This window comes from Merdimonas faecis, from assembly GCF_001754075.1.
GTDB lineage: Bacteria > Bacillota > Clostridia > Lachnospirales > Lachnospiraceae > Merdimonas > Merdimonas faecis.
The window spans coordinates 1-18,985 of the sequence record NZ_MIEH01000016.1; the positions used below are offsets into that span (position 1 = coordinate 1).

General features: G+C 48.6%; 21 protein-coding genes. 15 read left to right on the plus strand and 6 right to left on the minus strand.

Features of this window, described 5'->3' with window-relative positions:
- Positions 1-132 precede the first annotated feature (132 nt).
- The 6 genes from BKD12_RS07295 (at position 133) to BKD12_RS07320 (ending at position 5,493) form a co-directional block, all read left to right on the plus strand.
- The gene (locus tag BKD12_RS07295; protein ID WP_070088668.1) at positions 133-696 is read left to right on the plus strand and encodes a tRNA 5-(aminomethyl)-2-thiouridylate-methyltransferase MnmM; all 564 of its coding nucleotides are present in this window, start codon (positions 133-135) and stop codon (positions 694-696) included.
- Positions 697-717: 21 nt separating this feature from the next.
- Positions 718-1,209, plus strand: a complete 492-nt coding sequence (locus BKD12_RS07300) for a pyridoxamine 5'-phosphate oxidase family protein (protein ID WP_070088669.1) — start codon at positions 718-720, stop codon at positions 1,207-1,209.
- Positions 1,210-1,344: 135 nt separating this feature from the next.
- A complete protein-coding gene (gene iorA, locus BKD12_RS07305) occupies positions 1,345-3,099 on the plus strand; it encodes an indolepyruvate ferredoxin oxidoreductase subunit alpha (RefSeq protein WP_070088670.1) in 1,755 nt (584 codons plus the stop codon).
- Positions 3,099-3,668 (plus strand): indolepyruvate oxidoreductase subunit beta, encoded by a 570-nt coding sequence (locus BKD12_RS07310; protein WP_070088671.1) that lies wholly within the window; start codon positions 3,099-3,101, stop codon positions 3,666-3,668. The genes iorA and BKD12_RS07310 overlap by 1 nt, the downstream gene beginning before the upstream one ends.
- A gap of 39 nt (positions 3,669-3,707) precedes the next feature.
- Complete coding sequence (locus BKD12_RS07315) at positions 3,708-5,039, plus strand: phenylacetate--CoA ligase family protein (protein WP_070088672.1); 1,332 nt, start codon at positions 3,708-3,710, stop codon at positions 5,037-5,039.
- A 16-nt stretch (positions 5,040-5,055) separates the two neighbouring features.
- Complete coding sequence (locus tag BKD12_RS07320; protein ID WP_176730936.1) at positions 5,056-5,493, plus strand: ACT domain-containing protein; 438 nt, start codon at positions 5,056-5,058, stop codon at positions 5,491-5,493.
- A 78-nt stretch (positions 5,494-5,571) separates the two neighbouring features.
- Here the strand turns inward: BKD12_RS07320 and folK are convergent, their stop codons facing one another.
- From folK to BKD12_RS07350, 6 genes are all read right to left on the minus strand, one after another.
- A complete protein-coding gene (gene folK / locus BKD12_RS07325) occupies positions 5,572-6,384 on the minus strand; it encodes a 2-amino-4-hydroxy-6-hydroxymethyldihydropteridine diphosphokinase (protein WP_070088674.1) in 813 nt (270 codons plus the stop codon).
- Between the two features lie 5 nt (positions 6,385-6,389).
- Positions 6,390-7,199, minus strand: a complete 810-nt coding sequence (gene folP / locus BKD12_RS07330; protein WP_070088675.1) for a dihydropteroate synthase — start codon at positions 7,197-7,199, stop codon at positions 6,390-6,392.
- On the minus strand, positions 7,196-7,705 hold the full coding sequence (locus BKD12_RS07335; protein ID WP_070088676.1) for an HD domain-containing protein: 510 nt from the start codon (positions 7,703-7,705) through the stop codon (positions 7,196-7,198). The genes folP and BKD12_RS07335 overlap by 4 nt, the downstream gene beginning before the upstream one ends.
- Before the next feature lies 1 nt (position 7,706).
- The gene (gene folE / locus BKD12_RS07340) at positions 7,707-8,270 is read right to left on the minus strand and encodes a GTP cyclohydrolase I FolE (protein WP_070088677.1); all 564 of its coding nucleotides are present in this window, start codon (positions 8,268-8,270) and stop codon (positions 7,707-7,709) included.
- 75 nt (positions 8,271-8,345) lie between these two features.
- Positions 8,346-9,656, minus strand: a complete 1,311-nt coding sequence (locus BKD12_RS07345; protein ID WP_083262898.1) for a bifunctional folylpolyglutamate synthase/dihydrofolate synthase — start codon at positions 9,654-9,656, stop codon at positions 8,346-8,348.
- Between the two features lie 311 nt (positions 9,657-9,967).
- Positions 9,968-10,165, minus strand: coding sequence for a cold-shock protein (locus BKD12_RS07350; RefSeq protein ID WP_070088678.1), 198 nt, complete (start codon positions 10,163-10,165; stop codon positions 9,968-9,970).
- 216 nt (positions 10,166-10,381) lie between these two features.
- On the opposite strand from BKD12_RS07350, the gene ptsP reads away from it, so the two are divergent.
- The 9 genes from ptsP to arsS all read left to right on the plus strand — a co-directional run bounded on the left by ptsP (position 10,382) and on the right by arsS (position 18,970).
- Positions 10,382-12,007, plus strand: a complete 1,626-nt coding sequence (ptsP, locus tag BKD12_RS07355; RefSeq protein ID WP_070088782.1) for a phosphoenolpyruvate--protein phosphotransferase — start codon at positions 10,382-10,384, stop codon at positions 12,005-12,007.
- Positions 12,008-12,048: 41 nt separating this feature from the next.
- Complete coding sequence (locus BKD12_RS07360; protein ID WP_070088679.1) at positions 12,049-13,431, plus strand: NCS2 family permease; 1,383 nt, start codon at positions 12,049-12,051, stop codon at positions 13,429-13,431.
- Between the two features lie 235 nt (positions 13,432-13,666).
- Positions 13,667-14,749 carry a sulfurtransferase gene (locus BKD12_RS07365; protein WP_070088680.1) on the plus strand — a complete coding sequence of 361 codons (1,083 nt, stop codon included), beginning with the start codon at positions 13,667-13,669 and terminating at the stop codon, positions 14,747-14,749.
- A gap of 13 nt (positions 14,750-14,762) precedes the next feature.
- Positions 14,763-15,269: a hypothetical protein gene (locus tag BKD12_RS07370; RefSeq protein WP_083262884.1), complete on the plus strand. Its 507-nt coding sequence runs from the start codon at positions 14,763-14,765 to the stop codon at positions 15,267-15,269.
- Positions 15,259-15,966 carry a TVP38/TMEM64 family protein gene (locus BKD12_RS07375; protein WP_070088681.1) on the plus strand — a complete coding sequence of 236 codons (708 nt, stop codon included), beginning with the start codon at positions 15,259-15,261 and terminating at the stop codon, positions 15,964-15,966. Before BKD12_RS07370 ends, BKD12_RS07375 begins: the two co-directional genes overlap by 11 nt.
- Positions 15,950-16,963 carry a (Fe-S)-binding protein gene (locus tag BKD12_RS07380; protein ID WP_408606946.1) on the plus strand — a complete coding sequence of 338 codons (1,014 nt, stop codon included), beginning with the start codon at positions 15,950-15,952 and terminating at the stop codon, positions 16,961-16,963. The genes BKD12_RS07375 and BKD12_RS07380 overlap by 17 nt, the downstream gene beginning before the upstream one ends.
- Entirely contained in the window at positions 16,938-17,648 is a 711-nt protein-coding gene (locus BKD12_RS07385) for a TVP38/TMEM64 family protein (RefSeq protein ID WP_070088683.1), read from the plus strand. The genes BKD12_RS07380 and BKD12_RS07385 overlap by 26 nt, the downstream gene beginning before the upstream one ends.
- Positions 17,648-17,980 carry an arsenosugar biosynthesis-associated peroxidase-like protein gene (locus BKD12_RS07390; RefSeq protein ID WP_070088684.1) on the plus strand — a complete coding sequence of 111 codons (333 nt, stop codon included), beginning with the start codon at positions 17,648-17,650 and terminating at the stop codon, positions 17,978-17,980. The genes BKD12_RS07385 and BKD12_RS07390 overlap by 1 nt, the downstream gene beginning before the upstream one ends.
- A 3-nt stretch (positions 17,981-17,983) precedes the next feature.
- Positions 17,984-18,970 (plus strand): arsenosugar biosynthesis radical SAM (seleno)protein ArsS, encoded by a 987-nt coding sequence (arsS, locus tag BKD12_RS07395; protein ID WP_070088685.1) that lies wholly within the window; start codon positions 17,984-17,986, stop codon positions 18,968-18,970.
- Positions 18,971-18,985 lie beyond the last annotated feature (15 nt).

Consider the following 18,985-nt stretch of genomic DNA (forward strand, 5'->3'; position numbering starts at 1 on the left):
GTGTACGTCCCCGATCGCGTTTGTGGGTGTCCCCATCTGCGTTTTACCCTGTCCCTTTTTGCAAAAGTGTACGTCCCCAAATAATCGTGATATAATGATTGCATTATGATACGATGAAGGAGGAGCTGCGAGATGCGCCCATCACAGATTACAGACTGGTGCCAGGAGATTCTCCGCACCCAGGCCAGACCGGGAGGTCTTTATATTGACGCAACTATGGGAAATGGGCATGATACTCTTTTTTTCAGCCGGCTGGCTGGAGAAAGCGGACGGGTGCTGGCTTTTGATATCCAGCCGGCCGCATTGGAGTCCACAAGGGAATTGTTAAAAGATCAGGGGATGGCAGAGAGAGCAGAACTGATCCTGGACAGCCATGAGCATATGGATTCCTACGCTGAACGGGGGTCTGTGGATGCCATCTGTTTTAATTTCGGCTATCTGCCGGGCGGCGACCATAAGATTGCAACCAGGGCAGACACCAGCATTAAGGCAGTAGAAAAGGGCCTTGACCTCTTGAAAAAGGGAGGAATGATGAGCCTTTGCATTTACAGCGGAGGAGACACCGGATTTGAGGAGCGAGATCGGCTTCTTGAATTCTTAAAAACTCTTCCGCCGAAAGAATATACGGTTATTGTTAACCAGTACCATAATCGAAAAAATCAGCCGCCGATACCGGTGTTTATATTCAAGAATTAAGGAATAAGGAGGAAACCAAAGATGAGGAGAAAAGAAAGGGAAGTCACAGATATAAAAGAGATCCGGGAAGTGCTGGATATCTGCAAAGTCTGCCGGCTTGGAATTGCGGATGAGGGAGGTGCTTACATTGTGCCGCTCAATTACGGATACCGGTTGGAAGATGGGGTATTGACCCTGTATTTTCACGGAGCGAAGGAAGGAAAGAAACTGGATCTGATCCGGAAGAATCCAGAGGTGGGATTTGAAATGGACGGACGGCATGAACTGATGGAAGGTGATAAGGCCTGCCAGTACAGCTATTATTTTGCCAGTGTGATCGGAAAAGGAAAGGCTGTGATCGTAGAAGATCCGGAAGAAAAGCTGTGTGCGCTGGAAAAGCTGATGAAACATCAGACCGGAAAAGATTTTTCGGAATTCCGGGAAAACCCACGGCTGGAGCAGACGGTGGGAATATTGAAAGTAGAAGCGGACATATATACCTGTAAAAAGCATGAGCCGGCAAAACAAGTATAACCGGCAGGTAAAAGAAAATTGCAAAATTTGTCAACTTAATGCTTTAATCTGTGAAAGTAATATGGTATAATAACTGCGTTACGCACAGTACAATGTGCAGGTTATAACGTTGAGAGCGAAAGGATGAATTGTAGTATGTCAGAAAATAAAAAAGTGATCATGCTGGGCAATGAAGCCATTGCCAGAGGTGCATACGAGGCGGGAGTCAAGGTGTCTGCCGCTTATCCGGGGACACCCAGCACGGAGATCAGTGAATATCTGGTACAGTATAAGGACGACCTGTACTGTGAATGGTCGCCGAATGAGAAGGTAGCGACCGAGGTGGCTATCGGAGCGTCAGTGGTAGGCGTGCGGGCCATGTCCTGTATGAAGCATGTTGGATTTAACGTGGCCGCTGATCCGGCATACACCGTATCCTATATGGGGGTAAACGGCGGACTCGTGATTGTAGTGGCGGACGATCCGGGACTTTACAGCTCGCAGAATGAGCAGGACACCCGGATGGTGGCAAGAGCGGCACAGCTTCCGGTACTGGAGCCTTCCGACAGTTCAGAGGCCAAGGAGTTTATGAAGCTGGCCTTTGATCTGAGCGAACAGTTTGACCGCCCGTTTGTTTTCCGTACCACCACAAGGCTGGCTCATTCACAGGGAATCGTGGAACTGGGAGAGCGTGTCTGTCCGGAAGACAGACCCTATGAAAAAAATATCCAGAAGACCGTCATGATGCCGGGCAATGCAAAGCTCCGCCATGTGGAGATCGAGAAGCGGAATCTGGAGCTTGCTGAGGCTGCCAACACTCTGCCGATCAATAAAGTGGAGATGAATGATACCAGGATCGGTGTGATCACCAGCGGAATCCCGTATCAATATGTAAAGGAAGCGCTGCCGGAGGCATCTGTTTTGAAGCTTGGTATGGTAAATCCGCTGCCAAGAAAGCTGATCGAAGATTTCGCTTCTAAAGTAGAGACCTTATATATTGTAGAAGAGCTGGATCCGGTAATTGAAGAACAGGTAAAATCATGGGGGATTTCTGCCATTGGAAAAGAAATCTTTACCGTACAGGGCGAGTACAGCGCCAATATGATCCGGGAGGCTGTCTTAAAGGAAGATTTAGGTCTGGAAAAACCGGCAGCTGCGCCGGGAAGACCGCCGATTCTCTGCCCGGGATGTCCTCACAGGAGTGTATACTATGTATTAAATAAACTGAAGCTGCACGCAGCAGGAGATATCGGATGCTATACGCTGGGAGCCGTGGCGCCTCTTAGCGTGGTAGATACCACCATCTGTATGGGCGCAAGTATTTCCAGCCTTCATGGAATGGAAAAAGCAAAGGGAAAAGAGTACATCAAAAACTGGGTGGCAGTGATCGGAGATTCCACATTCCTGCATACCGGTGTCAATTCCCTGATGAACATGATGTATAACAAAGCAACTGGAACAGTACTCATTCTGGACAATTCCACCACAGGAATGACCGGGCACCAGGATCATGCGGCAACCGGAAAGACCCTGCAGGGAGATCCTACATATGCGATCAATATTCCGGCGCTTTGCAAGGCTATCGGCGTGCCGAACGTGATCGAAATCAATGCATTTGATATTGTGAACCTGGAGAAGGTGATCAAAGAAGAGGTGGCAAAGGACGAGGTGTCTGTGATCATAACCAAAACACCTTGTGTGCTTCTTGATAAATCGAAAAAGCCGCTTTACAGGGCCCTTACGGATAAATGTAAAAAGTGCGGCATGTGTATGAAGCCGGGATGTCCCGCCATGACAAAAAATGCAGACGGCACCATCCGCATCGATGATACCATGTGTACCGGGTGCGGACTGTGTGAGAACCTGTGTAAATTTGATGCGATCGAGCTGGTAAAGGAGGGTGACAGATAATGGAAACAAAGAATATTATGATCGTCGGCGTCGGCGGACAGGGCACACTTCTGACCAGCAGGGTTCTGGGAGGACTGGCGATTGCCGGAGGATATGATGTAAAGCTTTCTGAAGTGCACGGGATGGCACAGAGGGGAGGAAGTGTAGTCACCTTTGTGCGCTACGGAGAAAACGTGGCGGAGCCTATCGTGGAAGAGGGCCAGGCAGATGTCATCATTGCCTTCGAACGCCTGGAAGCTTTACGGTATGCACATTTCCTGAAAAAAGACGGGGCACTGGTCGTGAATGACTGGCGGATCGATCCCATGCCTGTAGTGATTGGGGCGGCTCAGTATCCGGACCACATTATTGAAACCCTGAAGGAAAATCATAAGGTATATACGGTCAATGCAACAGAGGAAGCAAAAAAACTTGGAAATTCCAGGGTATTTAATCTGATCGTCCTTGGAATTGCAGCACAGCATATGGATTTTACAAAAGAGCAGTGGTATGAGGTCATTGAAAAAACGGTACCGCCAAAAACAGTAGAAATTAACAAAAAGGCATTTGATGTGGGCTACCAGTTATAGAAATCATTATTTTAGAGACACAGGAGGAGAGAAAAAGAGATGGCAGGAGTGGCGTTGGAAAACTGGAAAGAAATGATCAGAGATCCAAAAATTGAGTGCATGAGCAGGGATGAAATGACTGCCCTGCAGAGTGAACGGCTGGTAAAGCAGGTAAAGAATGTTTATGAGCATGTAGAGTTTTACCGGAAGAAAATGGATGAAATGGGCGTAGAGCCCGGGGATATCAAAGGGATCGAGGATATCGGAAAGCTCCCGTTTACAACCAAGGAAGATCTGAGAGATCATTATCCGTTCGGACTGCTTGCGGTTCCGCAGGAGAAGATTGTAAGAGTACAGGGAACTTCCGGAACAACCGGAAAGCTGACCCTGGCTTCTTATACACAGAAGGATGTAGAAGTGTGGGGTGAGTGTGTGGCCAGAGGCCTTGCAATGGCAGGACTCACAGCCGGAGACCGGATCCATATCTGCTATGGCTACGGATTGTTTACCGGAGGTCTGGGCCTTGACTTTGGTGCACAGGCGCTGGGGGCGATGGCAATACCGATGTCCGCAGGAAATACAAAACGGCAGCTGATGTGTATGGAAGATTTCGGCGCTACAGCCTTTGCATGTACTCCTTCTTACGCAGTGTATCTGGCAGAGGCGGCACAGGAAGCGGGTATTGTGGACCGTCTGCAGCTGAAGGCAAGCATCAACGGCGCTGAGCCCTGGACCGATGAGATGAGGAAGAAGATCGAGAGTATCCTTCACATCAATACATTCGATATTTACGGACTTTGTGAGATCACCGGGCCTGGCGTGGCAATGGACTGTATCCATCATAAAGGGCTGCATGTCCATGAGGATTATTTCTATCCAGAGATCCTGAATCCTGCCGATCAGACACCTTGTGCAGATGGAGAAACCGGTGAGCTGGTATTTACTACGCTGGCTAAAGAAGGAATGCCGCTGATCCGGTACCGCACGAAGGATCTGACCAGCATTGATCATACAGCATGCGAATGTGGAAGAACACTTCCTCGGATCCAGAAATTTACCGGACGTACCGACGACATGAAGGTTATCCGCGGCGTCAATGTATTCCCGACACAGGTAGAGGCAGCGCTTCTGTCTATGGGCGGCGGTGTGGCTCCGCATTATCTGATGATCGTGGACCGCGAGAATAACCTGGATGTGCTGACGGTTATGGTAGAGGTAGATGAGAAATACTTCTCGGATGAGATCCGTAAGCTGGATGAGTTGAAAAACAGAGTGGGCGCCGTGCTTAAGCAGGCACTGGGCGTATCTGTAAGAGTGAAGCTGGTAGAGCCAAAGACCATTCAGAGAAGTGAAGGTAAAGCAAAACGTGTCATTGATAACAGAGTGTTGTAAAAGGGGGAACTTGGGTATGAATCATACAATTCAGCAGTTATCGGTTTTTTTGGAAAACAGAGAAGGACGTCTGGACGATGTGCTGGATGTGCTTGCAAAGAACGATGTCAATATTGTGGCGCTGAGCCTGGCGGATACGTCTGATTACGGCATGCTCCGCATGATCGTGTCTGATCCGCAAAAAGGGCGGGCGTCCTTAAAGGATGCGGGCATCACAGCCATGCTGACAGATGTAGTGGCACTGCGCGTGCCCCATGCGACAGGATCCCTTAGCAAGGCGATGCACCAGATCGTGGAGGGCAGGGTTAATATTGAATACATGTATGCCTTTGCCAATGGAAGCGATGCGGCGGCCGTCTTAAAGAGCGATGATCCATTGAAAGTGGTGGATATTCTGAAGGGCAGCGGATTTGACGTATATAGTGCGGATGAAGCTTACAGAGCGAACCAGTAAAAGAAAAGATATAAGTATGAAGCCGCAAAAAGCGGGATCGGATATCCGGTCCCGCTTTTTGCGGGTGTTTCTGGCAGATTAAAGTTCCTGCAGCATCTCCCATACAGTTTTTCCGGTGACCGGATGGTGCAGGTAAGGAGCGATCTCGCACAGGGGGCGGAGAACAAACTCCCGGTTGGGAAGATCCACATGTGGGATGCAAAGATCGGCTTCACCCAGGATCAGATCGTCATAAAAGAGGATGTCCAGATCCAGCGTCCGGGGGCCCCAGCGTAAGGTGCGTTCCCGTCCAGCCTCCTGTTCGATGTGGTGGAGACTGTCCAGAAGCTCGCGGGGAGTAAGGAGTGTGCGAAGCCTCAGACAGCCGTTCAGAAAATCATCCTGGTCTGTCACGCCGTAGGGTTTTGTGACCAGAAAATCAGAGACTGCTTCCACCTGGCAGGAGGAGGTTTCTTTTAATGCCTGGACTGCCTGGAGAAGGTAATCCTCCTTATTTCCCATATTAGACCCCATACCCAGGTATACGGTATGCCAGCCACGTTCGATAGCGACAGAAACCGTTTCAAGCGGAAGGCCGATGGGGGCCCAGGGCTTTTTGATTTCCAGTTGAATGGAAGACAGGCCTTTTGTGTGCAAAAGAAGATCCTCTGCCAGCATTTCTGCCGCCCGCTCCAAAAGATTATAGGTGTGCTGCTTCAGGAAGCGGGTGATGGTCTGGCAGATGGTTCCGTAGTCAATGGAAGCTTCCAGATCATCCGTTTTTCCGGCTATTCTTGTATCTGTATAAAGAATGGCAGAAATGATGAATTTCTGTCCCAGCTTTTGCTCTTCCGGAAAAACGCCGTGATTGGCGTAGACTTCCAGATTTTTGATGGTGATCTGATCGTTCATAGTAATCACTCCTTATTCATAATAGCCTCTGTCATGCGGATCGCCCGTGCGTTAGCCTGCACATCATGGACACGGACAAAGGCGCATCCTTGAGTCATTCCGTATACAGTGGTGGCAAGGGTTCCTTCCTCTCGCTGATCGGCGGGAAGATCAAGGGTCAGCCCGATCACGGATTTCCGGGAGGTTCCAAGGAGTACCGGATAGCCAAGCTCCTGCATGCAGCCAAGATTCCGGATCACGGCAAGGTTCATCTCGTAAGTCTTTCCAAATCCGACGCCGGGATCCAGCATGATCTTGTCATCTGGGATGCCGGCCGCTTTTGCCAGGCGGATACAGCCTTTCAGATCTTCCAGAAAATCCGGGAAGAAATCCTGGTAATCCGGTTCTTTACGGTTGTGCATCAGGCAGCAGGATGCGCCGAATTTCTGGATGGTTTCTGCCATTTCAGGATCATACTTAAGTCCCCAGATATCGTTGACCAGGTCGGCCCCGGCCTCCAGGGCGCAGCGGGCAACCCCTGCTTTGTAGGTATCGATGGAAAGCGGGATGTCAAAGCGTTTCCGGATAGCCTCAATGACCGGGACAGTACGGCTGATCTCTTCTTCATCCGTGACTTTAGTATGGCCCGGACGGGTGGACTCCCCGCCGATGTCCAGAATATCGGCTCCGGCATTGATCATTTCTTCCGCATGGAAAAGGGCTGCGTCTAAATTGTTGTATTTTCCTCCGTCGGAAAAAGAGTCCGGCGTGGTATTTAAGATTCCCATGATATAGGTGTGGTGGTCGGTGTCAAAATGTCTGTTCCTGATAATCATAAGTCAATCTCCTTGTTCTTTTTCGTAGTATCCCAATTACAGGCTTCGCTGGCAGGGCAGCTAAAACAGGCCCTTGAGGCTTTGTCGCTCTCATAGAGGAGAGCCTCCAGAAGCTCTGGCGTCTCCCTGAGTTTCCGGTGGCCGCGGATAGCAGTCAGGATCGTTTCGGTTTCCTCCGGAGAAAATCTAAGATGAGGGGGAAGTCCGGAAAGGATCTCTTCTGCAATCCGGGCGCTTGAAAGTTCGTGCGGCGTGCCATTTTCATACTGCTCCCATTTTCCGATGTCATGGAGAAGGGCGGCGGCATAGATCAGATCTCTGGAAAGAGGAAGGGCTCTTTCCAGGCTTTTGATATAGGCAATCCTGGCAGTGTCTAAAAGATGCTCCATGCCGTGACGGCAGAAAATACGGCCGCGTTCCAGATCGTTTAAACGCCGAAGAGAAGACTGGTAGAGAGGGTGGTTTCGGATCGCCTCCAGCCGTTCCCTGCAGATATCATGTTCCATATCAGTCCCTCTTTTCCAGCATCCGGAAGAACCGGTCTTCCAGGGCAGGATCTGTCTTAAAGACGCCGCGGCGTGCCATGCTTACGGTCCGGCTGCCAGGTTTTTTGATGCCACGCATCGTCATACACAGATGCTCGGCCTCAGAAAGTACCATGACCCCCCTGGGCTGCATGCAGGTCATAAGGGCGTCCGCAATCTGGTCAGTGAGCTGTTCCTGGAGCTGGAGCCTCCTTGCGTAAACCTCGACCGTCCGGGCCAGCTTGCTTAATCCAACAACCTTCCCGTCAGGGACGTAAGCAATATGAACCTTGCCGAAGAAGGGCAGCATATGGTGCTCACAGGTGGAATAAAAGGTAATGTCCTTTTCCAGCACCATTTCCGTATTGTCGGTATGAAACATTTTGGATAAATGTGTGGAAGGCGCTTCTTCCATGCCACTGAATAACTCGGTATACATCCTTGCGATCCGGTCCGGGGTCTCGATGAGACCCTCCCGGGAGGGATCTTCGCCGATGCCCTCCAGCAAAAGCCGGACCCCTTCTTTGATTTTTTCCTGATCGATCATCCTATCAATCCTCTTTTCTATTTCTTTTTTATTTCTTCTATATTTCTTATTTCTTCTATTGTTTTTCGGCTGCTTTTACGGCGTCTTTGTTTCACATATCTTGGACACGGCGTCCTTAATCCGTCCCAGGTATGACAGAGAACCAAATGCCAGGATCGCATCCTGGCCGTCTGCTTCGTTCAGTGCAGATGCAACGGCCTCCATAATCCCGGGGCTGGCAGTGACAGGAACCTCTTTACCGCAGAACCGCCTCATGGTGTCGGCAAGGACGTCAGCGGAAAGGCTGCGAACCTCATCCGGCAAGGTGACGGTGTGGACGGATTTGGCCAGTGGAGCCATGATTTTTGCAATCTCTTCATATTCCTTATCCCGGAATACGCCCATGATCAGTATGAGGCGTTTGCCTGGAAAGCAGCGGTGCACCGTCCCTGCCAGGCAGCGGGCGGCCGCCGGATTGTGAGCGCCGTCGATGAAAAACCAGGGGCTTTCCATAAGACAGGTGAAGCGCCCGAACCACTGAACCTTTTTAAAGCCTTCCTGAATGGCTCCTTCCGGGATCGTAAGCCCTTGCTTCCTCAGGCTGTCCAGGGTTTCCAGCGCCACAGCGGCGTTGATAGCCTGGTGGCCGCCGGGGAGCGGAAGGTACAGGCCCTTCTGTTCCCGGTAGTCTATGGTCTGTCCTTTCCAACCCTCCCGAATCTGCCTGATGCACATATCATCCACCTGATGGAAGGGACAGCCCTTCTGCCGGGCTGTTTCCTTTAAGGCTAAGGCGGCTTCCTCAGGCTGGGGCGCAGAGATTACCTGGCAGCCAGGTTTGATGATCCCGGCCTTGGTCCGTGCGATCTCTTCGACACTGTTTCCAAGGATTCCCAGATGATCCAGGCTGATAGAGGCAAACACTGCGCACAGAGGAGCGGGGATGATGTTGGTCGCATCTCCCTCGCCGCCCATACCACATTCCAGGACGACATAATCACAATATGTTTCTTTGAAATATAAAAAAGCTATTGCGGTCTCCACTTCGAAGACAGTCGGACTTGGCTTACCGGCTGCTTCCATGCGGGCAATAGCTTGCTGTGCTTTATCAGTCAGTCTGGCAAATGCTTCTTCAGATATCGAGGCGCCGTCTATCTGAATCCGCTCCAGATAGGAAATCACTGTCGGCGATACATATCTGCCGGTCCGGTATCCCGCTTCGCTTAATACGGATGAAATGTATGCGAGCACAGATCCCTTTCCATTGGTTCCGGCGATGTGTATGAACTTCAGATCCTGCTGCGGATCCCCAAGCTCATGCAACAGTTCACGAATCGTATCCAAGCCAAGTACACTTCCGTATTTCGACACGTGGTCCAAATATACCCTTGCTTCTTTGTAGGTCACGTTCTTTATTTCCCTTCTATGCAATTTTCTTTCGTTGTCCATCATATCACTAAAATGAGATTCCTACAAGTAGTTAATGCAGATGGGGACAGGGGCTTCCTCAAAAAGGGACACCGGCAAATGCGAAAGGGGACGTACACTTTTGCAAAAAGTGTACGTCCCCTTTCGACCATGAAAAGACCGACAGCGCCTGCTGCCGGTCTCAGCCATAATCTTAATTTTAGTGTATTGCTTTTAAATATCTAAATCAATGCTGCTTTGCTTTATATATTATAAAAGGTACATTCAAATCATGATTACCGCCCAGGGAATTAAAGTTTTGTCACGTTTACTGCCTGAGGTCCCTTTGCGCCTTCAGTTACGTCGTACTCTACTTCCTGTCCTTCATCCAGGGTCTTGAAACCTTCCATGTTGAGGCCGGAGTAGTGTACGAATACATCGTTGCCTGTCTCATCAGAGATGAAACCATAGCCTTTTTGGTTGTTAAACCATTTTACCGTACCTTTCATATAGATACCTCCATAAATAATGAAAAAATTGTAATCAGTCATGCCGGAGCATAACTAAAAGAATACGAGGTCAGATTAGCATATGTGCGTCTAAAAGTCAATGGAACAGGGGGCAAAAAGTCAATGAGCCGCAAGTATCTTGACGAATCGTAAGCAAACATGTAAAGTATAACTAGCTTTAAAAATGAAGAGATTTTAGAAAAGGATCGAATGCGTATGATAACATTAACGGGGAAAAAGGTATCAGAGGGGATCGCCATTGGAAAGCTGACTTTTTATAAAAGAGAAGGAAAGGAGATCCGGCGCATCTATGTAAAGGATGTGGAAAAGGAGGTCCAGAGATTCCAGAAGGCCAGGCAGAAGGCAATTCAGGAATTAAAAGTGCTTTATGATACTGCGGCAAAGGAAGTCGGAGATGCCAATGCCGCCATTTTTGAGATGCAGCAGACCATTCTGGAAGAGCAGACGCTGGTGGATCGGGTCAACAGTATTATCGTAGAGGATAAACTGAATGCAGAGTATGCTATCCAGACAGTGATCTCGGAGTATCTATCCAATGAGGATACAGAAAATAAGATTTATACTCCTGGACATGATGTAGATGTAAAAGACGTGGCGAACCGTCTTCTTCGAGTCCTCTCCAGAAGCTGGAAAGATAAGATGCTGATGGACGAGCCTTTTGTTATGGCGGCCGGAGAATTATATCCCAGTGAGGCAGTACAGCTGGATAAAAATAAGGTATTAGGTTTTGTAACCAGATACGGTACGATCAATTCCCATACAGCAGTTCTTGCCCGGACAAAAGGGATTCCGTCCGTGATAGGCCTGGGGGAGGCCTTGAAAAAGGATTATGACGGTAAGATGATCGTAGTGGATGGTTATGAGGGCAAGGTATATATTGAGCCGGATTATACAACGCTGACGAAAATGAAACAGAAGCAGGATACAAACGTGACTCATGTCAAAAACCTGGAGCGCCTGAAGGGAAAGGAGAACATTACCCAGAGCGGACAGAGGATTGATATCTGTGCAAATATCGGCACCAGAGAGGATATCGAGAACGTGATCCGCAGTGACGCCGGAGGAATCGGCCTGTTTCGAAGCGAATTCCTTTATATGGAAAACGGGCCAAAGCTTCCGACTGAGGAGCAGCAGTTTCAGGTTTATAAGCTGGCGGCAGAGTCTATGGGCGTAAAAAAAGTCGTGATCCGTACGGCGGATCTGGGAGGGGAGAAACAGGCGGACTGTCTGGACGTAGGCCATGAGTCCAATCCTACCATGGGAATGAGGGGGATCCGGATTTCCCTTGAAAAAGAGGAAGTATTTAAGACCCAGCTTCGTGCGATCCTTCGTGCATCGGTTTATGGAAATGTATCTATTATGTTTCCAATGATCACGGCTATCGAAGAGGTGACAAGGGCGAAGCTTCTGCTGGAGACGGCAAAGAGGGAGCTGAAGGCGGAAAAGACGGCCTTCGATGAGGATATCCAGATAGGAGTTATGATCGAGACACCGGCAGCTGTTATGATCAGCGGAGAACTGGCAAGGGAAGTGGATTTCTTCAGCATCGGAACCAATGACCTGACCCAGTTTACTCTTGGCATGGATCGGACAAATGACAAGCTGGGCAAATTTTATAACTCACACCATTCGGCGCTGATCAAGATGATCAGGATCGTGGCGAATAATGTACATCTGGAAGGAAAAAAGATCAGCATCTGTGGTGATCTTGCGGCAGATCTGGATCTGACAGAGACCTTTATCCAGATGGGGATTGACGAGCTGTCCGTAACACCCAACCAGGTGCTGGCGCTCAGGAAGAAGATCCGTGAGATTCAGTAGACATCCAGTAGAACAGACAGTAGAGAGATGAGGGAAAAGGAATGTTAGAGAAAGTATTTAGACTGAAAGAAAATGGAACCAATGCCAGAACAGAAATTATCGCAGGTATCACTACGTTTATGACAATGGCTTATATCCTGGCGGTAAATCCCAGCGTTCTGGCCGATGCGGGGATGGATCAGGGAGCAGTATTTACGGCTACGGCACTTGCGGCGCTGATCGGAACGCTTTTGATGGCTTTTTGTGCCAACTATCCTTTTGCACTGGCGCCGGGGATGGGATTAAATGCTTACTTCGCCTACACAGTGGTTCTGGGCATGGGCTACCGCTGGGAAGTGGCGCTGACGGCGGTTTTTATCGAAGGTATTATTTTTATAGTATTATCATTGACGAATGTGCGGGAAGCAATCTTTAATGCGATCCCCCAGAACCTGAAGGCAGCAGTGAGCGTAGGAATCGGGCTGTTTATTGCGTTTATCGGTTTGCAGAATGCAAAGATCGTAATCGGAGGTTCCACACTTTTGCAGCTGTTTTCTGTCGAGGGCTATAATGAGGTAAATGGCGTGGAAGCTTCATTCCAGGATGCAGGCATCACTGTGCTGCTGGCTGTGATTGGCATCCTGATCACCGGTTTCCTCGTGATCAAAAATGTCAAAGGAAATATCCTTTGGGGAATCCTGATTACATGGATTCTGGGGATCATCTGCCAGTTTACCGGACTGTATGTTCCAAACCCAGAGCTTGGCTTTTACGGACTACTTCCGGATTTCAGCTCCGGGCTTTCTATTCCAAGCCTGTCACCGATTTTTGCCAAGCTGGAATTTTCCGGGATCTTCTCTCTGGAGTTCCTGGTGGTAATCTTTGCATTCTTGTTTGTAGATATGTTTGACACCATTGGAACCCTGATCGGAGTTTCATCCAAGGCAAATATGCTGGATGAAAATGGAAGGCTTACAAATATCAGAGGGGCGCTGCTGGCGGATGCCATCGCTACAACCGCAGGGGCTGTGCTTGGTACCTCTACAACCACGACATTTGTGGAGAGTGCATCAGGAGTATCAGAAGGAGGACGTACGGGTCTTACGGCCGTGACCACAGCTATTTTGTTCGGGCTGGCGTTGTTCCTGTCGCCGATCTTCCTGGCAATCCCTTCCTTTGCTACAGCTCCGGCTCTGGTAGTGGTAGGATTCTATATGCTGACCAATGTGGTGAATATTGATTTTAACGATGTTTCCGAGGCGCTGCCCTGTTATATCTGTATCGGGGCAATGCCCTTCTTCTACAGCATTTCCGAAGGAATCTCCATGGGAGTGATCTCCTATGTGGTGCTGAATGTTATGACAGGGAAGGCAAAGGAGAAGAAAATCAGCCTGCTGATGTATGTGCTGGCAGTGCTGTTTGTGCTTAAGTATCTTTTCTTATAAAATCGAATATTTTTATGAAGAGCTGCAGGCATTTGTCTGTGGCTCTTTTTAGATGGGAAAATTACAGGGCAACCATTTCAGGCAACCTATGCAGGAAGCGATTTGTGTCGTATGGAATCTACTGATACCCTATAGAAATGGCTGATAAATAAGCGGATTTATGATTGATATCAATTGGACAGTGGAAGTCTGCCAGACTAGAATATAAAAGAACATTTAGTTTAGGAGGGTTATCATGAAAAAGAAACTTGTAAGTGTTCTGTTATGTACAGCAATGGTAGCATCTCTTGCAGTCGGATGCGGATCAGACACACAGGAAGAGACTGCAGGAGAAAATACTGAAGGCGCAGATGCGGCAGAGGAAGAGTCTGATGTCCAGGCTGATCCGGTAGATACGAAAAAGGTATATGTAACACCAGATTGGGTTCAGAGCGTGATCGACGGTAATCAGGAAGAATCTTCGGACTACGTGATCCTGGAGTGCTCCTGGGGAGAAGAGGAAGACTCTCCGTCCTATACAAAAGGACATGTGCCAGGCGCTTATCATATGAATACCGATAGTGTGGAATCTGAAGAAATGTGGAATATCCGCTCGGCAGAAGAGATCGAGCAGCTGCTTTTGGACTACGGGATTACCAAAGACACGACGGTAATCTGCTATGGCGAAGACGGGGTAAACTCTGCAGATGACCGTGTAGCCATCGCGTTCCTCTGGGCAGGTGTGGAAAATGTAAAATGTCTGGACGGCGGCCTTGCGGCATGGAATGATGCGGGATATGCAACTGAGTCCGAGAGCAATGAGCCGGAAGCAGTGGAAGAATTCGGAACAACGGTACCTGCACATCCTGAATATATTATCAGCATTGATGATGTACAGGATAAGCTGGAAAATGACGACAATTTCAAACTGGTAAGTATCCGCAGCGAGGCTGAGTGGCTGGGCGAGACCAGCGGATACAGTTATATTGACAGAGCCGGAGAGCCGGAAGGTGCGATCTGGGGACATGATACAGACGACGGATCCTACTGCAACGATGACGGGACTACCGTTGGCGTGGATGTACTGGAAGGATATCTGGCAGAGTCCGGGGCTTCATTGGATAATGAGCTGGCATTTTACTGCGGAACCGGGTGGAGAGCAGCAATTCCGTTCCTGATCATGTATGAAAATGGTTACACCAATATGGAACTGTATGACGGCGGATGGTATCAGTGGCAGATGGATGACAGCAATCCGGTACAGGTAGGTGATCCTGCAAGTGATGACTGCGTACATACGACAGTAGGCGAGCTGTCTACAGACAAGGCGGCTGAATAAAACAGGGAGTAAGGTGATAAGCGCTGCGGATTTTGCGGCGCTTATTTTCCATGGAAAACAGAACAAGCTAAATGAGGACGACAATATGAAAAAGCTGGGATATGTTCTGATGGTGCTGCTGGAAGCGGCGTCATTGGCAGGTGCATATATAATCAATTATTTTACAAACAAGAAAATGGGGATGGCCAGATGGGTAATTTATAAGAACCAGGGGTGGGAGAGAGATTATCCTATGGATACCTTGAAAATGGCTGTGATGGCAGTGTTGATCCTTCTGACCATCCTTGTATTTTTATTTTTCTTAAAAAGGAAACGGGAAGCAGGAAAGCTTTTGATATCTATGAATGTTGTGATGATCTTGCTGACACTGCTTTATGTTTCTTATACAGTGATCAGCTCCAGAGAGACCATGAGGGCCTACTATTTTCTGAGCCTTCTGTTTGGGATAGCTGCGGCTGTTCAGATTTTAAAGACCGGTGCGGCAGTGCTGATGTGTGGGAAGAAATCTGATGAAAAATAAGAAGTTGTGGATATTTATCGGGATAGTAATCCTGATCCTGATATTAAATTACATATTTGGGTGGTCCTCCTATCTGGGAGACACTGACAACCTGAAATTTTTAGAAAAAATGGTGCAGGATAATCTTGCGTTAGCCATAGGAATCTATATGGCTGTTACTATTGTAGGGAGTGTGGTTCTGGCCTTGCCGGGAATCACTTTTGCTATCCTTGCAGGCCTGTTATTCGGACCGGCCCTTGGAACCATCTGCTGTTCGATAGGGGCTACGGCAGGGGCGGTGCTGGCGTTTGTGGCGGGCAGATTTTTCCTGAAAGACAGCATCAAACCGGCGGCAATGAAAAATAAGTACCTGAAGAAATGGCTGTTTGACGAATCCGGGAAAAACCAGCTGTTTATCCTGATGATCACGAGGCTGGTGCCCTTGTTTCCGTATAATCTCCAGAATTTTGCCTATGGTGTGACGGATATAGGGTTCTGGACATACACGGCAGGATCTTTTGTGTTTATGCTGCCTGGAACAGCAATGTATACAATCGGGACAGCCGGGATTGCAGATGAGAAGAACCGGGTGCTGTATATCGGAATTGCAGTCATCTTGGCGGCGGTTGTCCTCGGAATTGGATTTTATTTTAAGAAACGATATGTAGAGGACAAAGCAGGAGGAAAGGATGGGACAAAAAGTGAAGAAGCAGGTTAAATATGCAGATGCAGAAGCCTGCGTTCATTGTCATCTTTGCCGGAACCATTGTGCGTTTCTGGGGAAATACGGGATTGATATCGGAGATACAGAGCGGCTGAAAGAGCTTGCTTATCACTGCTTTCTGTGCGGGAGGTGTACGGAAGTCTGTCCGAAAGGAATTGACGGACGGCAGGTCATCCTGAATATGCGGCAAAAAGAGGTCAGAGAGAATGGCGGCAGAGTCCCGGAAAAGGGATATGGGATGCTTTTGTGGGAGAAAAGGGATTATCGGTTCCGCAATGAAAAGAATATCAGGGGAAAAAGTATACTTTTTCCCGGCTGTAATTTTCCTTCTTTTTTTCCGGAAACCACCCGGTATCTGGCGGAGATCCTTGCCAGGGAGGCGGGGATGGGAATTCTTTTCGATTGTTGTGGAAAACCGGTAGCAGAGCTTGGAATGGAAGACGAAGAGAGACGGATCATCAGGCAGCTGGATCAGCGGTTGAAAGAAAAAGGGATAGAAGAAGTGGTGACGATGTGCCCCAACTGCTATCATTTCCTGAAAGGGCGTCTTTCCATAGAGGTTAAGACAGTTTACCGGAAACTTCACGAACTGGGACTGGGGAAAAAGATTGCGGAAAAAGCAGTGATCTTTCCGCCATGTCCGGATCGGGAAGAGAAAGAGATGCTCAGAGATATCTGTTACTTTCTCTCCGGAGAGCCAGACGTCCTGGAAGGAGTACAGTGCTGTGGGCTGGGCGGATGTGCAGGTGTAAAAGAGCCGGAGCTTGCCGGAAAGATGCCGCAGGGACTGGAAGACTCGAAATCTTTCTTTACATACTGTGCTTCCTGCAGCGGCAGCCTGACTAGAAAAGGATATAGAAATGCCAGCCATATCCTGCCTGAGATCCTGGGGAGAACAGAGCGTCCGGACGTAAAGAAATCGGTTCTGAACCGAATAAAGGCAGGATGCTGGAAGGAGAAAAGTTATGAAAAAAGAAAAAACATGGGTTAAAAAAGTGCTTCTGCTTGGAATTATCCTGGCGGCAGTTCTGGTATACATTTTGGTGCCGCCTGTAAACAGCAGTATAAACAGAGTAATGAAGATGTTTGCCAGTGGAGATTTTGATGTAGTGAGGGAGTTTGTTGCTTCTTATGGGGCGTATGCCGCTCTTGCATCTTTTCTGCTGATGATTTTTCAGTCGGTAGCGGCACCGCTTCCCGCCTTTCTTCTGACGCTTGCAAATGCCAATCTGTTTGGCTGGTGGCAGGGGGCAATCCTATCCTGGTCCAGTGCAATGGCAGGAGCAGCAGTTTGCTTCTTTATTGCCAGGATTCTGGGGAGAGATGCCGCGGAGCGGCTGACCAGCAAAGCCGGTATTGCCCAGATAGATACATTTTTTGAAAAATACGGCCGGAATACGATTCTGATCTGCCGGCTCCTGCCGTTTATTTCTTTTGACATCGTCAGTTATGCGGCTGGACTTACATCTATGTCATTTGGATCGTTTTTTCTGGCGACAGGGATCGGACAGCTGCCGGCGACCATCGTCTACTCTTATGTGGGCGGTATGCTGACAGGAGGGGCGCAGCTTTTGATGACGGGATTGCTGATCCTGTTCGCTTTATCGGCGCTGGTCGTAATGTTAAGAAAAATATATATGGACAGGCAAAGTACCAGAAAAGGAGGAGAAAAATAATGGAAACGTATTACAACCCTGAAGACCTTGGAAAGTTTGGAACTATCGGAGAAGAAGCTCCAGTTCTTGCAGAGAAGTTTTTTGACTATTATGGAGCTGTATTTGCGGAAGGGGCGCTGACGCAGAGAGAGAAATCTCTTATCGCACTGGCGGTAGCGCATGCGGTGCAGTGCCCATACTGTATTGATTCCTATACTAATGACTGTTTGAACAAGGGTGTCAGTGAGGAAGAGATGACAGAGGCCGTGCATGTGGCAGCGGCGATCAGAGGAGGGGCGACCCTGGTACATGGTGTACAGATGAAAAATGTTATTAAGAAACTGGAGCTGTAAGAAATGAGTCAGGCCTTAGAAGATTTGAAAAGTTTGAAAAATATACCGGATTTTGAAAGCCGTATCACGGAAGAGGAATATAAATATACCACAGATACACTGGATGTAATGCAGATCAATGTTGGAAGATTGTGTAGTCTTTCCTGTAAGCACTGCCATATGGAAGCGGGGCCGGACCGGACAGAAGTAATGAGCCGTGAGGTAATGGAAGCCTGTCTTGCAGTATGCAGGGAGCAGAACGTTGGAACCATTGATATTACCGGAGGAGCTCCGGAAATGAATCCACACTTTGAATGGCTTGTATCAGAGGCTGTTAAAATATGCAGCCATGTGATTGTGCGGACAAATCTGGTGATCTTAAAAGAGAAGAAGTATCGTCATCTGCCGGAATTTTATGCAGATCACAAGGTGGAGATAGTGTGTTCCCTTCCATATTACCGGGCAAAGGAGATGGACCGGGTCAGAGGAGACGGCGCCTTTTCCGCGGCGATCGAAGTGATACAGGAACTGAACGCCCTTGGCTATGGAAGGGATCCGAGGTTAGTGCTGAATATGGTATATAATCCGGCCGGAGCCTTTTTCCCGCCGGTGCAAAGTGCGATGGAAAAGGAGTATAAAGCAAAGCTTGGAGCTGATTTTGGGATTGTGTTTAACCGGCTTTTTACGCTGACGAATAATCCAATGGGACGGTTTGAAGCATTTTTGAAACGCAGCGGCAACCTGGAAAGCTATATGAAAAAGCTGTCAGATGCCTTTAATGCAGGTACACTCCCCGGACTGATGTGCAGATTTCAGGTGTCTGTAGGATATGACGGGAAGCTTTACGACTGTGATTTTAATCAGGCAGCAGACCTTCCGGTGATGTCTGGAGAGACTATTTATGACATGCTTGGCAGACCCTATACGAGACGAAAACTCTGCCTGGCAAATCACTGTTACGGATGTACGGCCGGTCAGGGGTCCAGCTGCGGGGGTGCTACAGAAGGCTAGAGAGGAGGCAGATAT

Coding starts and splice junctions, on each gene's coding strand:
- BKD12_RS07295 (WP_070088668.1), top strand. CDS start 133: ATGCGCCCATCACAGATTACAGACTGGTGCCAGGAGATTCTCCGCACC.
- BKD12_RS07300 (WP_070088669.1), top strand. CDS start 718: ATGAGGAGAAAAGAAAGGGAAGTCACAGATATAAAAGAGATCCGGGAA.
- iorA (WP_070088670.1), top strand. CDS start 1,345: ATGTCAGAAAATAAAAAAGTGATCATGCTGGGCAATGAAGCCATTGCC.
- BKD12_RS07310 (WP_070088671.1), top strand. CDS start 3,099: ATGGAAACAAAGAATATTATGATCGTCGGCGTCGGCGGACAGGGCACA.
- BKD12_RS07315 (WP_070088672.1), top strand. CDS start 3,708: ATGGCAGGAGTGGCGTTGGAAAACTGGAAAGAAATGATCAGAGATCCA.
- BKD12_RS07320 (WP_176730936.1), top strand. CDS start 5,056: ATGAATCATACAATTCAGCAGTTATCGGTTTTTTTGGAAAACAGAGAA.
- folK (WP_070088674.1), bottom strand. CDS start 6,384: ATGAACGATCAGATCACCATCAAAAATCTGGAAGTCTACGCCAATCAC.
- folP (WP_070088675.1), bottom strand. CDS start 7,199: ATGATTATCAGGAACAGACATTTTGACACCGACCACCACACCTATATC.
- BKD12_RS07335 (WP_070088676.1), bottom strand. CDS start 7,705: ATGGAACATGATATCTGCAGGGAACGGCTGGAGGCGATCCGAAACCAC.
- folE (WP_070088677.1), bottom strand. CDS start 8,270: ATGATCGATCAGGAAAAAATCAAAGAAGGGGTCCGGCTTTTGCTGGAG.
- BKD12_RS07350 (WP_070088678.1), bottom strand. CDS start 10,165: ATGAAAGGTACGGTAAAATGGTTTAACAACCAAAAAGGCTATGGTTTC.
- ptsP (WP_070088782.1), top strand. CDS start 10,382: ATGATAACATTAACGGGGAAAAAGGTATCAGAGGGGATCGCCATTGGA.
- BKD12_RS07360 (WP_070088679.1), top strand. CDS start 12,049: ATGTTAGAGAAAGTATTTAGACTGAAAGAAAATGGAACCAATGCCAGA.
- BKD12_RS07365 (WP_070088680.1), top strand. CDS start 13,667: ATGAAAAAGAAACTTGTAAGTGTTCTGTTATGTACAGCAATGGTAGCA.
- BKD12_RS07375 (WP_070088681.1), top strand. CDS start 15,259: ATGAAAAATAAGAAGTTGTGGATATTTATCGGGATAGTAATCCTGATC.
- BKD12_RS07385 (WP_070088683.1), top strand. CDS start 16,938: ATGAAAAAAGAAAAAACATGGGTTAAAAAAGTGCTTCTGCTTGGAATT.
- BKD12_RS07390 (WP_070088684.1), top strand. CDS start 17,648: ATGGAAACGTATTACAACCCTGAAGACCTTGGAAAGTTTGGAACTATC.
- arsS (WP_070088685.1), top strand. CDS start 17,984: ATGAGTCAGGCCTTAGAAGATTTGAAAAGTTTGAAAAATATACCGGAT.